Genomic DNA, 12,407 nt, shown 5'->3' with positions numbered 1-12,407 from the left:
AAAAAGCCGCCCTCTTAAAAAGCTTCCCATTCGTCGGTGCTGGTGGTCGCGACGGGGTTCGCAACAGGCTGGGGGGCGCGAGGCGCGGGGGCGATAGCCGACGCGGCCGCTCGGGTGTGTGACAGCGTTTGACCGGTGCCTGCTACTTGGAAGCGTTCGACGGCTTCACGCAGACGCGCCGCCTCACTTTCGAGTTCGTTGGCACTGCGAGCGGCTTGCTGCACCAGCTGCGCGTTCTGTTGCACGACTTGGTCCATTTGGGCAACGGCCTGATTCACCTGACCAATACCATTGCTCTGCTCTTCGGAGGCGGACGCAATTTCATCCATGATATCGCTGACGCGTTGCACGGCGGCCACCAGATCCTGCATGGTCTGACCTGCCTGATTGACACGCTGGGTGCCGACATCCACTTTGCCGAGCGAGGTATCGATCAGCGTGCGGATCTCTTTGGCCGCGCTGGCGCTTCGGCTAGCAAGGCTCCGCACTTCCTGAGCCACCACGGCAAACCCTTTGCCGTGCTCGCCAGCGCGCGCCGCCTCGACCGACGCATTCAGCGCCAGGATGTTGGTTTGAAAGGCAATGTTATCGATCAGCGTGATGATGTCAGCGACCTGATGGGAACTGGCGCTGATCTCTTGCATGGTATCGACGATCTGACTGACTTCCTCGCCGCTGCGCCGTGCCGTGAGTGTCGCGTCACCCGCTAACTGGCTGGCCTGACGGGCATTGTCGGCATTGTGACTGACGGTCGAGGCGAGCTGCTCCATGCTAGACGCGGTCTCTTCCAGGGAGGAGGCCTGCTGTTCGGTACGCGAGGAGAGGTCGTTGTTACCGCTGGCAATATGCTGCGAACGCTCGAAGATGGTCGTTCCACTGCGCCGGACGACACCAACGGTCTCGGAGAGCGAGCCTTGCATGTGCGCCATCGCGCTATAGAGCTTGCCGATCTCGTTATTACCGGGCGAGCGGATCTGTTGATTGAGATCTCCCTGCGCCATGCGCTCGAAATAACCCACCAGTCGATCTAGCGGGCGCAGCACGTTGGCGCTCACGCCCCACACCACCACCGCGACCGTGAGCAAGGTCATGGCGACCACGCCGATCAACACCCAGCGAATTTGGGTGGCAAAGGCACTGAACGCCAGCTGCTGCGCCTGCGGGTCGTTGGCACTCTGGACGATGTTCGCCCCATGATGCAGCGCATAAAGCCCAATCCCACAGGCGATGAGTACCCAGACGCTGAAGGTGGCGAGCACCAGCCCCCAACTGAGTCGGACGGTCATGTTACTCATCAGTTGACGTACTAGCTGTGTCACACGCTTTTCTCCAAACACAACCGTACTGGCCAGCGCTATCCATGGCGCCAGAGCGGGTTGTTCATTGGCTCGAGACGGGCACGCTCCGTGTGCCCCGTGGCAGGTCGTTAGCGGTTACTGGTGCTGTCGACCAGTGCCATTTCTTCGCTGGTCAGCAGTTTGTCGATATCGACCAAGACGAGCATCCGGTCGTCTAGGCTACCGAGGCCGCTCAGGAAATCGGAGGAAAGCGTGACGCCAAACTCGGGCGCCGGCTTGATTTGATCCGGCGTCAGGGTCATGACGTCGGAGACGCCATCGACCACGATACCGACGATGCGATCGGCCACGTTGACGACGATCACCACGGTCTGGCCGCCGTACTCGACGTTATCCAGGTGGAACTTGATACGCAGGTCCACGATGGGCACGATCACACCGCGAAGGTTCGTCACCCCTTTGATGAAGTCGGGCGCATTGGCAATCCGGGTCACGTTTTCGTAACCGCGGATCTCCTGCACCTTCAAAATATCGATGGCGTACTCTTCATCGCCCAGCGAGAACACCAAAAATTCGCGATTTTCCGCTTCGGCGGCGGCTAGCACCGCCTCATTAGATGCTTGACTCATGACGGCTCAGCCTCCTTGTAATAAGAGAGATGGGGTGGATTAGCGACTTTCCCTGCTTCTTTTTTGGCACGGCTCAAACGGTGTAAGCCAGTGATATCGAGAATTAGCGCAACGCTGCCATCCCCCAAGATGGTAGCGGCCGATACGCCGGGCACTTTGCGATAATTGTCTTCGAGGTTCTTTACCACGACCTGCTGCTGGCCGATCAACTCGTCCACCAGCATGGCGTAACGCCGTCCTTCCCCTTGGACGATCACGGCAATGCTCTTGGTCGGGTCGGTAATGGCGTTTTCGACGTCCAGCACTTCGTGAATGGCGATGACCGGGAGGTACTCATCGCGCACCTTGAGTACCACGTCGTCTCCGGCCATGGCATACATATCGCCTTTGGCAGGCTGCAGCGACTCAAGCACGGTAGAGAGCGGCAGAATAAAGGTTTCGTTGCCGACTTTGATCGACATGCCGTCCAAGATGGCCAGCGTCAGCGGCAGCACGATACGTGTATTGGTGCCTTCGCCTTTCTTGGATTGAATTTCTACCCGGCCACCCATTCCTTGAATGTTCCGCTTGACCACGTCCATCCCCACGCCACGGCCGGAGACATCGGTCACCTCCTTCGCCGTGGAGAAGCCGGGAGCGAAGATCAATTGATAGACGTCCTCGTCCGACATGGTGTCCGAGACGTTCAAGCCGTTTTCACGGGCTTTGGCCAGCAAGCGATCACGATCCATGCCGGCACCGTCGTCGCGCACTTCAATCAGGATGTTGCCCCCCTGATGGCGGGCAGAGAGGACCAGCTTGCCGGTACGCGGCTTGCCCAGCGCTTCCCGCTCATCGGGCATTTCGATGCCGTGATCCAAGCTGTTACGCACCAAGTGCGTTAGCGGGTCGGTGATACGTTCGACCAAGCTTTTATCCAGCTCGGTGGATTTTCCTTCCGTCACCAGCTCGATCTCTTTACCGAGCTTGCCAGCGGTGTCGCGTACTACGCGAGGGAAACGGCTGAACACGAACTCCATGGGGATCATACGGATCGACATGACCGCTTCTTGCAGATCACGCGCGTTACGCTGCAGCAGGCTCATGCCATTTTGCAGTGAGCTGTTGCCCACCGACTGGTCGCCCAGGTCGCTAACCGTTTGATCGAGCATGGACTGGGTAATGATCAGCTCGCCCACCAGGTTGATGATCTGGTCGACTTTATCCACCGAAACACGAATGGAGGAGGACTCAGCAGCCGCTTTCTTGGGCGCAGCCTTCGTCGATTTGTTGGCGGGTGCTTTGGCAGGCGCTTTTTCCAGAGCCGGTGCGGCCGGTTTCTCTTCAACTGCCGGTGCTTCTGCGGTAGGGGTGACGTTGTCGGCTTGCGCGTCGGGTGCTGGTGCCGCAGCGGGGGCTGCCTCGCCCAGCGTCGTGATTTCGATTTGATCCGGCTCGATGATGAAGCACATGACCGCTTCGATATCATCGGCACTGACGCCACCCGTCAGCGTGACTTCGTAGCGTTTTTCGTCCCCCGACTGGGATTGAATATCGCCTAGCTGCTCTAGCTCTTCGACGAGCAGTCCACGATCTTTATCACCGACGTTCAGAAGCGCCACTTTGAGCCTCTGCTCACCGCCACTGCTGGCGGACGCGGTCTCTTTCTCTTCTTTGGGCGCCTCTTGTTTGGGTGCCGGGGCAGCCGCAGGAGCATCGAGCGTTTTGCCTATCTCTTCGAGGGCAATTTGCTGCAGCGTTTGGCAGATTCGCTCATACGCTTCTTGATTGGGCTCTTCCTCGTTGCGGTAGGCATCGAGCTGCTCGTGCATGATGTCTTTGGCCTCTAAAAAGGTATCCACGTGCTCCGCACGCAGGGTCAGTTCGCCTTTGCGAGCATGATCCAACAGGTTTTCGAAAATGTGCGTGGTTTTCTGTAGCACGCTAAAACCGAAGGTTCCTGCGCCACCTTTGATAGAGTGGGCTGCGCGGAAGATAGCGTTTAGCTGCTCGCTATCCGGATCATCGACATCCAGTTCCAGTAAGTGCTGCTCCATGTCGGCAAGCAGCTCTTCAGCCTCTTCAAAAAAGGTGTCAAAAAAATCCGCTATATCCATGCACCGCTCCACGTGAACGTCATATTTTTTTGTGACAAGCCGCGATTACCCTTCATCGTCGACCTGTGGCGTATTTGGTGGCACTTGTTCTGCTGGTACCGGCTCATCGAGCGCCGTGTCACTGGGCAAGGCGTCGTCGGGAAGCAGTGCCTCGGGCACCTCGCCCTCTGGCAGGGTGTCGTCCGCCGAGAGAATGCCTGGGTTGCGAATGGCTTCGGCGATCTCTGGCAGCAGCACGACGAGCTCGATACGACGATTGATCGGATCCGTGGGCGCAGTGTCAGACAACAGCACGCGATCCGCAAAGCCCGATACGCGTAAAAGCTGATCTGGATCAAGCCCACCGGCTACTAATTCACGACGCGACGCATTGGCACGGTCGTTGGAGAGCTCCCAGTTACTGTAACCGCGATAACCACCGGCATAAGGAACGCTGTCGGTGTGACCGCTGATGCTGAGATCGTTAGGTAAATCGTTCAACAACGGAGCCATGGTACGCAGCAGGCTGCGCATGTACGGCGCTACCTGATCGCTCCCTAACTCAAACATGGGGCGCTGCTCGGTATCCAGTAGCTGAATCCGTAACCCTTCCCGGGTTAAGTCGAAGCGCATCTGGTTACGCAGTTCACGCAGCTCCGGGTCACGCTCGATGGCGCGCTCGATACGCTCTTGCAAGTCATCGAAGAAGCGTCGTTCTTGAGCGCTGGGGCGAGTGTGCTGCAGCACGTCGATGCGCGCGCGCTCACCATCGCTGTGCGTAGGGTCAGGCCCACCACCGGGAATGACGCTGGTGCTTCCCGACATATCTCCCCCGGTAATGGCCGTGACGAGTGGGGTACTGAAGTACTCCGCCACGCCCCGCCGAGTCTCTTCACTGGACACACTCAGAATCCACATCACCAAGAAGAGCGCCATCAGCGCGGTCATAAAGTCCGCCAGCGCGATCTTCCATGCCCCCCCATGGTGGGCATGGACCACTTTTTTGCGCCGGATGACAATCGGACGCTTATCCCCACCCTTACTCATGCATTACCGCCCTTTTTGGCGTCGCGCACGTACTCTTCCAATTCGGTGAAGCTGGGACGCTCTGCGGTATGCAGCGCTTTACGGCCAAATTCGACGGCAAGCTGAGGCGCATAGCCATGCAGGCTCGCCAGCAGCGTGACGCGGATACACTGCAGCATTTTCTCCGCTTCTTTGGCCTGACGGTCGGCGTAGCTAGCAATCGGGCTGATGAAGCCGTAACCCAGCAGAATCCCTAGGAACGTACCGACCAGTGCCAGTGCGATCATCTCCCCCATCTGCGCAGCGGTGGCGTCCGCATAGGTCAACGCCTTGATGACCCCCATGACCGCCGCCACGATGCCGAACGCAGGCATGGCATCACCCACTTTGGCAATGGCGTCGATGGGCACGTGCGCTTCCTGTTCGAAGACTTCGATCTCATGCAGCATCAGCTCGTCGATTTCCATGGGCTCCATACCGCCACTCACCATTAGGCGAAGATAGTCGGTCAAGAAGTTCATGATATGCGGGTCTGCCAGCACCGACGGGTGCTCTTGAAACAGCGGGCTTTCCTCGGGGTTGTCGATATCGCGCTCGATGCCAAGCATCCCCTCACGGCGTACCTTGGAGAGAATTTTGTACTGCAGCGCCATTAATTCCATATAGAGCGCTTTGTTATATTTTTTGGTTCGCTTTAGCCGCGGCAGAATTTTGAACGTTGCTTTGATGGCCTTGCCGTTGTTGGCGGCAATGAACGCCCCCACGCCCGCCCCACCGATCATCAGCAGCTCCGTCGGCTGATACAGCGGCCCCAAGCTGCCACCTGCCAGTACATAGCCGCCGAATACGCACACCAGTACGACCACATAACCTAAAAGAATCAGCACAAGCAGAGTCCTTGCGATATCAGTTTTTTCAAAAAGAGCAGGGCCTCAGGCTTGACCACACAGGCACCGCTCCATCCCAAGTGCTACTTAGCCACATCATACTAAGACGAGTGCGCTGTTTAATGAAAAAGTACCACCGCCTTTTACCGCTATCTAACCGTTAAAGAGGTAGTTTATTAATTCTCGGCCTCGCCGCTAGGGGCGTGACAATTTTATACGTTCAACGCGATGCTTTACGGGTCTTGCCAGCACGCGAGGGGGGCTGACAAATACCGCACACGTAATCGTGCGTCGGACTGTGGGCGTGAGCGACAAAGTGGCCTTCACAACGCGTGCAGGTGGTCAGCTGTAGCAGATCGCTTTCAAAAAAGCGCACCAGTGTCCAAGCGCGCGTTAACCCTAATACTGGCTCCACATCCTCCAGCGAGATTTGCTCTTCGTACAAGCGATACGCCTTGACGAAAGCATCGATGCGCTCACAGCCCGCGCCTTTCAACAGCCCGACATAGATGTTGTAGAAAAAAGAGGAGTGCACGTTGGGCAGCCAAGTGACGAACCAATCTGCAGAGAATGGCAGCATCCCTTTGGGCGGCGACATGCCCCGCATCTCTTTATAAAGTTTGATCAGGCGCGTGCGGCTCAGCTCCGTTTCCGTTTCCAGCACCTGCAAACGTGCACCTAACTCAATCAGCTCGATTGCCAGCTGCACTTGGTGCATTTCATCAACCAAGCTCTTCTGGCTCACTTCGACTCTCCTGACGTTAGCGATGTCATCGGCTCACAGGCAGATAACAGCGACGCATGCAGGCCTGATAGCCCTTGATCCCTGGGGTTTTCGAGAATTTCGCGTAGCCGTTGACCACTCGAATGGCTGAACCGGCATACCAACTGATTGCTACGCGCAAGCTTGGTGAGCTGCCATGCATTAAGCGATACCAAAAGGTCGGCGAGCTCGCCGTCGATTTTTAGGCGAAACATGGCCGCCTCGCGATCTTCGCTTAGCAGGCGCTGCGCAAGTAGCAAATAAGCTAAGTTAATTTCTTGAATCTCATCGAGAAAGCTTGTTTGACTCATAGTGTCCCATCGAACGACACAGGCGCGACATTGTGACCATTATACTGGCGCCATTGATGACTTTTTCTTACCCAGTATCATGGTTGCATACAACGCTTGTATTGGCTACTTGAGCCTTTCACGCTGATTCAGCCCTCCGTCCGATAGCTCGAAGACCCAGACGAGCAGCTCAGCGACGACTTGGTACAAACTGGCGGGTATCTCTGCATCCAAGTCCAATTGCATCAGTAGTGCTACCAACTCAGGGGCATCGTGTACGTAAATCCCCTGGCGCTGCGCTTCTGCCATGATGCGCTCCGCGAGTTCGCCATACCCTTTCGCGACCACACGCGGGGCTTGCTCTCCCTCTTGATAGGCCAGCGCGACGGCTTGGCGGCGTCGATCACCCGAGGTCGCCATCATCGCTCTCCAATGTTACATGTCTAACCATGACCTTAACTTTACGAAAATCGAACGCGCTCAATCGTTGTTCCAGCGCGCCCACCCCCTCTTCCAGGCGCTGCCGCGTCTCGGCGTCCTCGGCCGTTAGGTCGATCGTCAAGGCTCCCTGGTAAAGTGCAAGTGCAATGTTGAAACGCCCCAGGTTAGGGACATCGAGCTGCATTTCAGAACGCCACCCCTCGTCGGCTTCGCCCTCGTCACCCGATCCCTCTTTTTGCCCGTCGCGGCCGGGCAGGTTGATGACGAGCGCCATAAAAATGCCCGCCCAAACATCACCTTCCCAACGCAGCGTCGGCGTTACCATCATCTCTAGCTGTTGACGCACCAGCCCTTGAAGACTCTCGTGCACAATCTCTCTTGGCCCACGACTCGACACGTCCCATTCGCTGCTTGCCGGCAGGGCGACAGGCAACTGGGGGAGCTCTCGACTGTTCGTCAGGGGCGATGGCACGGCATTGGGGCTGGGCGGCAACATGGCGGGCCGCTCCAGCAACGGTTGATTGCCTGTCAAAGGGGTCAGTGGGGTATTCGGCAAAATGGTGAATGGCGCGGTGCTTGTCACCAGCGCCGAGGCGGGCGCAGTGGCGGTGGCACTCAGCACTGCCGACGTGAAACTGGGTACGAAAACAGCGGCAGGGCGAGGCCCTGGCTGCATCTGCGGCTCACGCATCAACTGCTGCCGAGAGGTATCGCCTTGAAACCAGCGCTTGAGATGCGCTTCGTAAAAGAGCCCGCTATCACGAATGCTCGCCTCTAACCGATTGGCCACTACGGGTGCCGAAGGCGGCTCCTGCGTCGACATTAACGGGGCCTGGGGGCGCAGCACGGTGGGAGGCGCAGGAAAACGCAGCAACACATCGGCGATGGTGCGTGCGGCAGGGCTAAAGTGGGTTTGTGTCGAGCTGGGCGCATTACCGGGCAGCGTACCAGGAGGCGCCTGACGAAGCCCATCGGGAGAGCCTGGCAGGCGCTTTAGGTCACCGAGTAGCGGTGCCAGTGGACGCCCATCCAGCCCGGCATCTCCTTGCAGTGCTCGCGGACCGTCACCGGCATACACGGGTTGCACGGGGGCATTCAGCGCACGCTGCGTGGACACCTCGGCTTGGCGACCAAGCACTTGATGTAAAAGAGTGTCGATAAGCGGCGTAATGCCACTCACGATGCCCCCTTATCGCGAGAGGGGTCGCTCTCGTAACCGTTGTATGCTCCCTGCTGCGGCGCATACGCACGGTGCAGGTCGCGCTGACGCTGGGTCACGCCAATCAACTTACCAAGCTCATCGCGTCGGGCGACCAAACGGCGGCGAATCTCGACATCGTGCTCCAGGATTTGCTCCAACAGCTCGGACTTGCGCTGCTTGGCCTGAGCATCGAGCACCACCGTGACATCTAATTCACGCACCTCTTCGACCAGCACTACATAGTTGCTGCGCTGCTCGATCAGTTCTGCCCACTTTTCTGCGTTGGCGAGCTCGTGCATATAGTGCACGCGCACCAACAGCTTTGCATAGGCATCCAGGAGTGCCTGCTGCGAATGACGATGGGCTGTTTCGGAAGCTGCCATGCTTGCCTCATGCACTCTGCTGTTGACCGATTTCACGCCAGGCGGAAGCGATATCTTCAAGCAACCGTTCGGCTTGATTGAGGCTCTCTTCGTCGTTGCGCAGGTTAGCCGTCAACAGCAAGCGAGCAATGTAGTCGTAGAGCGATGCAAGTCGCTCGGCAATCACACCACCTTTCTCTTGGTCGAGGGCAGCTGCCAAACCGTTATTGATGATATCGAGGGCTTTGGAAATCGAGCGCCCTTTCTCTGCCCGATTACCAGCCTGCATGTGAATACGCGCCGCACGGATGGCTGCCTGAGCACCGTCAAAGAGCATCACGATCAGCTGATGCGGATCAGCAGACATAACACCACTTTCAACGCCGACACGGGCATACGCATTTGCACCACGTCCGTTAGCGGCGCCACCGCGAGTGTAAGTCATTAGCGGGCACTCCTGTTTGAGGTAAAACCACAGCCGCGCCCATCGCGGCAAACGGCTGTTTTATCTTGATGGTTGAGCGTGCTTGCTCACTTACTGAATATATCGGCGCAGGCAGCGCGGACTTTAAGCCTAATTACGTTTTAATTTTGGCCGGTTGCACTGCCCTGATGCTTTACGTTGAGACCGCCACTTCTCGAATGGGTTTACCCAAACGCTCCAAGACATCACCGCGAACAACCGCTCCCAGAGTGTCACGCATGGGCGGCTCTGACTGCTGCGTCAGCACCACCTCCGACGGCGCGCCACTCTCATCGAGGCGTAGAATCCAGGCCAACTGCTCGCTCGAGAAGAGCGCCAGCGAGCCCACCGGCAACGTTTTGAAATGCTCGATGTAACGCTTGATCCAGCGCGGGTCGAACTGGTGAGGATGCGCGAGAAGATGACGATAGATCTGCTGAGCCGTGCGCGCAGGACGATCGGCCCGATCACGCCGCATAGCTTCAACCACGTCGACGATCGCACTCGCTTTCGCCAGCTCGTTGATATCGTCTCCCGTCAACCCTTCTGGATAACCGCTGCCGTCGAGACGCTCATTGATTCCGCCAATCACCGCTTGCGCCACGGTGGCAGACAGCCACTGACAGGTATGCAAACGCGCCAATAGCAGTGATACGTGCTCGCTTAACGCGCGGCGGTGGTTCGCCTCGAAGTGGGGCGCTTTGAACACCACCTGAGGGACCAGCGCCTTGCCCAGGTCGTGCACCAGTCCGCTCGCCATGATCGCTTTGCGCACTTCTCGGGGCATGTTATCGCCCACCAAATCCAGCAAATGCACCGCGACGGCAATCCCGTGGCGCACCAGCAGTGGCTCCAAAGAGAGGCAGCGAGAGGCAAATAGCAAGCCCTCACGATCCTCTTCGTGAAGCATCAACAAACGATCTGCGTTGCGCGACAGCTGGCGCGAATCGATGTCACTCCCCTGCTGTAACAGCAGCAGCTGAGCATCCAAATACGCCGCCACTTTGACCAAGCGGCGCGCCATCGGCGTCGCGTAGCGGCGAATATCGCGTCGTCCTACATGCTCGGTATCCGGCGTCCGCCGACCGGGCTGCTCGAAGAGTGGCGACGGCTGACGCTCTTCCTGAACGTCCTTCTTATAGCGCGATGCCTCGCGTTCGATCTCGCAGACGAAGTACCAAATCTGCCGCTCTTGCTCAGACGTGCAGCCGGCAAAACGGAAGCCAACGCGAAGCAAGTGGCGCTCAGGATCGGTCTTTTGGTGACGGGCGACCGCGTGAACTTCAAAATAAGTGCCGTTTGGAAAGGTAAAAGCGAGCTTCAGCGGCGCATCGGTCTCGGCCAGGACACCGCTGGCCGTCAGCGGCAATTCGAGCTGACAGCCGTCTTGAGATAGGTCGCGCAGCTCTCCCAACGCGCTGTCGCCCCCCTCCCCAAACACGGTTGCCGCAACCACCATACCCATGCGCAGTTCGGCACGGTAAGATTCACGACGCTGCAACACGTCAACCGAGGCCGGATAATCACTACAGCATAAAAAACGACCGCCAGAACGGCGGGTTTCGGTCAACGAGAGAAGCGGCGTTCTGACCACTTTCCCCTGGGACTGACCACGTAGGAAGAACTGCTCCCCCTGCTGCAAACGGCTGAGCAGATAATCAACGGACGACAGATCCATGACGAGCGTGTCGCCCTCGTGCTGCTCCATCAACACGATAGGCTCGGGCCGCGCATCAGGAGTTGCCAAGCACAGAGAAACGCCGCCGCTCTCGATCATGGTATTTAACAGAGAGCTAATGGCCGACGGACTCGTGACGCTCTCGTACTCATCTTGCTGGACTTCCATGCGTGCCTCGCTTTCCCCGAACGCGTTATGCGTTAACACTCATCACACAGCAGCAGAGCATAACAGAAGCTTTTATGGAGCCGTATGCCCGCCATAGGGCTAATAACACTTTCTTTTCGTCTATAGTAAAAACTATAAAGTTGGCGGCAAATACGCCGATAGACTTCTGAAGAGGCTCATCACCGAACGGTAAACGGCCTCGCGCCTTTACTCGGTTACGTTACCCAGCCATGACAGGCTTAGCTTAAAGAGGAACGTTGTACATGGGCCCACTCATCATCGACTCAACCACACCCCCGCTCGTCGCTGCTCTACCCCAGGAGCGCTCACGCATCGACACTCACTCCGCCAAGATCACGGCCGTCACGGAGGCACCTTCGGACGCCGAACAGACCACGAAAGACGCCCTGGTTGAGCCCCTCCAGCGCATCAATGACGTCATGCGCCCGCGAGGGCTAGAGTTCGATATCAGCGAACACTCTTCACGCATCATCACCCGGGTCATCGATCGTGAAACGGGCGATGTCATACGTCAGATACCCGCCGAGGAGATACTGCAGATGGCTGAGCGTCTGGAGGAGTTACAAGGCAAGCTCATCTCGCTACAGGCGTAACAACAAGGCATCCGACCCTCTCATCCAGACCGAGCGCCCAAGGATGAGCGCTGCCACCAAGAGAGGACAGACCATCAACTGCCCTATGCCCATGCCGACCTCATGCCCCGTCGACCTAAGTCAGTCGCATTACACCTGCATGTTCATGACGTCGCGGTAGGCGGTCACCAAGCGGTTACGCACCTGCATCCCCATTTGGAAGGCCACGCTCGCTTTTTGCATGTCGACCATGACATCGTTGAGTTCGATGTTCGGCTCGCCAGCCTGAAAGGCCATGGCTTTTGCATTCGCCGACTGCTGCAAACGATTGATGCGCTGGATAGAGGCCTGTAGCTCGCTGCCAAAGCCAGACTGCCCAACCGCCGTCGTCAGTTGCTCGCCCTTGATCGGCTGGGCCGCTTGGGCGGCGAGCCCCTGCATCTGCTGCAGCGCAGACTGTATGGAAGGTGAACTCATACGCTTGCCTCAATATGCGGGTGTTCATTTAATGCCGCAAGCCTACCATTGGTACG

At 57.8% G+C, this 12,407-nt stretch carries 14 protein-coding genes; 1 reads left to right on the top strand and 13 read right to left on the bottom strand.

Annotated elements, in window-relative coordinates; translation table 11 throughout:
* Nucleotides 1-14: 14 nt before the first annotated feature.
* From QIT27_RS13595 to QIT27_RS13540, 12 genes are all read right to left on the bottom strand, one after another.
* Nucleotides 15-1,295: a methyl-accepting chemotaxis protein gene (locus QIT27_RS13595; protein ID WP_285264238.1), complete on the bottom strand. Its 1,281-nt coding sequence runs from the start codon at nucleotides 1,293-1,295 to the stop codon at nucleotides 15-17.
* 131 nt (nucleotides 1,296-1,426) lie between these two features.
* Nucleotides 1,427-1,927, bottom strand: a complete 501-nt coding sequence (gene cheW / locus QIT27_RS13590; RefSeq protein WP_044629561.1) for a chemotaxis protein CheW — start codon at nucleotides 1,925-1,927, stop codon at nucleotides 1,427-1,429.
* On the bottom strand, nucleotides 1,924-4,023 hold the full coding sequence (cheA, locus tag QIT27_RS13585) for a chemotaxis protein CheA (RefSeq protein WP_285264145.1): 2,100 nt from the start codon (nucleotides 4,021-4,023) through the stop codon (nucleotides 1,924-1,926). The genes cheW and cheA overlap by 4 nt, the downstream gene beginning before the upstream one ends.
* Before the next feature lie 45 nt (nucleotides 4,024-4,068).
* Nucleotides 4,069-5,049 (bottom strand): flagellar motor protein MotB, encoded by a 981-nt coding sequence (motB, locus tag QIT27_RS13580; RefSeq protein ID WP_159340612.1) that lies wholly within the window; start codon nucleotides 5,047-5,049, stop codon nucleotides 4,069-4,071.
* Nucleotides 5,046-5,915, bottom strand: coding sequence for a flagellar motor stator protein MotA (gene motA, locus QIT27_RS13575; RefSeq protein ID WP_253019267.1), 870 nt, complete (start codon nucleotides 5,913-5,915; stop codon nucleotides 5,046-5,048). The genes motB and motA overlap by 4 nt, the downstream gene beginning before the upstream one ends.
* Before the next feature lie 220 nt (nucleotides 5,916-6,135).
* Nucleotides 6,136-6,660 (bottom strand): flagellar transcriptional regulator FlhC, encoded by a 525-nt coding sequence (gene flhC / locus QIT27_RS13570; protein WP_285264144.1) that lies wholly within the window; start codon nucleotides 6,658-6,660, stop codon nucleotides 6,136-6,138.
* Nucleotides 6,657-6,989, bottom strand: coding sequence for a flagellar transcriptional regulator FlhD (gene flhD / locus QIT27_RS13565; protein WP_253019266.1), 333 nt, complete (start codon nucleotides 6,987-6,989; stop codon nucleotides 6,657-6,659). The genes flhC and flhD overlap by 4 nt, the downstream gene beginning before the upstream one ends.
* A 105-nt stretch (nucleotides 6,990-7,094) precedes the next feature.
* Entirely contained in the window at nucleotides 7,095-7,388 is a 294-nt protein-coding gene (locus tag QIT27_RS13560) for an EscU/YscU/HrcU family type III secretion system export apparatus switch protein (RefSeq protein WP_159343668.1), read from the bottom strand.
* The gene (gene fliK / locus QIT27_RS13555; protein ID WP_285264143.1) at nucleotides 7,372-8,589 is read right to left on the bottom strand and encodes a flagellar hook-length control protein FliK; all 1,218 of its coding nucleotides are present in this window, start codon (nucleotides 8,587-8,589) and stop codon (nucleotides 7,372-7,374) included. Before fliK ends, QIT27_RS13560 begins: the two co-directional genes overlap by 17 nt.
* A complete protein-coding gene (gene fliT, locus QIT27_RS13550) occupies nucleotides 8,586-8,993 on the bottom strand; it encodes a flagellar protein FliT (protein ID WP_159340607.1) in 408 nt (135 codons plus the stop codon). The genes fliK and fliT overlap by 4 nt, the downstream gene beginning before the upstream one ends.
* A gap of 7 nt (nucleotides 8,994-9,000) precedes the next feature.
* Entirely contained in the window at nucleotides 9,001-9,417 is a 417-nt protein-coding gene (fliS, locus tag QIT27_RS13545) for a flagellar export chaperone FliS (RefSeq protein ID WP_253019264.1), read from the bottom strand.
* 172 nt (nucleotides 9,418-9,589) lie between these two features.
* Nucleotides 9,590-11,281, bottom strand: coding sequence for an HD domain-containing phosphohydrolase (locus tag QIT27_RS13540; protein ID WP_285264142.1), 1,692 nt, complete (start codon nucleotides 11,279-11,281; stop codon nucleotides 9,590-9,592).
* Nucleotides 11,282-11,544: 263 nt separating this feature from the next.
* On the opposite strand from QIT27_RS13540, the gene QIT27_RS13535 reads away from it, so the two are divergent.
* Complete coding sequence (locus QIT27_RS13535; protein WP_285264141.1) at nucleotides 11,545-11,895, top strand: flagellar protein FlaG; 351 nt, start codon at nucleotides 11,545-11,547, stop codon at nucleotides 11,893-11,895.
* Nucleotides 11,896-12,024: 129 nt separating this feature from the next.
* Here QIT27_RS13535 and fliE read toward each other — a convergent pair whose 3' ends face one another.
* Nucleotides 12,025-12,351, bottom strand: a complete 327-nt coding sequence (gene fliE, locus QIT27_RS13530) for a flagellar hook-basal body complex protein FliE (RefSeq protein WP_159340603.1) — start codon at nucleotides 12,349-12,351, stop codon at nucleotides 12,025-12,027.
* Nucleotides 12,352-12,407: the final 56 nt, after the last annotated feature.

Origin of the sequence: Halomonas sp. LC1, from assembly GCF_030247125.1 — a bacterium.
In the GTDB taxonomy this organism is placed as follows: Bacteria; Pseudomonadota; Gammaproteobacteria; order Pseudomonadales; family Halomonadaceae; genus Vreelandella.
This window is presented reverse-complemented; position numbering and strand designations above follow the sequence as displayed.

Excerpts from the sequence above, each read along its gene's own strand:
- QIT27_RS13595 (WP_285264238.1), bottom strand. The coding sequence starts at position 1,295 with ATGAGTAACATGACCGTCCGACTCAGTTGGGGGCTGGTGCTCGCCACC.
- cheW (WP_044629561.1), bottom strand. The coding sequence starts at position 1,927 with ATGAGTCAAGCATCTAATGAGGCGGTGCTAGCCGCCGCCGAAGCGGAA.
- cheA (WP_285264145.1), bottom strand. The coding sequence starts at position 4,023 with ATGGATATAGCGGATTTTTTTGACACCTTTTTTGAAGAGGCTGAAGAG.
- motB (WP_159340612.1), bottom strand. The coding sequence starts at position 5,049 with ATGAGTAAGGGTGGGGATAAGCGTCCGATTGTCATCCGGCGCAAAAAA.
- flhD (WP_253019266.1), bottom strand. The coding sequence starts at position 6,989 with ATGAGTCAAACAAGCTTTCTCGATGAGATTCAAGAAATTAACTTAGCT.
- QIT27_RS13560 (WP_159343668.1), bottom strand. The coding sequence starts at position 7,388 with ATGGCGACCTCGGGTGATCGACGCCGCCAAGCCGTCGCGCTGGCCTAT.
- fliT (WP_159340607.1), bottom strand. The coding sequence starts at position 8,993 with ATGGCAGCTTCCGAAACAGCCCATCGTCATTCGCAGCAGGCACTCCTG.
- fliS (WP_253019264.1), bottom strand. The coding sequence starts at position 9,417 with ATGACTTACACTCGCGGTGGCGCCGCTAACGGACGTGGTGCAAATGCG.
- QIT27_RS13540 (WP_285264142.1), bottom strand. The coding sequence starts at position 11,281 with ATGGAAGTCCAGCAAGATGAGTACGAGAGCGTCACGAGTCCGTCGGCC.
- QIT27_RS13535 (WP_285264141.1), top strand. The coding sequence starts at position 11,545 with ATGGGCCCACTCATCATCGACTCAACCACACCCCCGCTCGTCGCTGCT.
- fliE (WP_159340603.1), bottom strand. The coding sequence starts at position 12,351 with ATGAGTTCACCTTCCATACAGTCTGCGCTGCAGCAGATGCAGGGGCTC.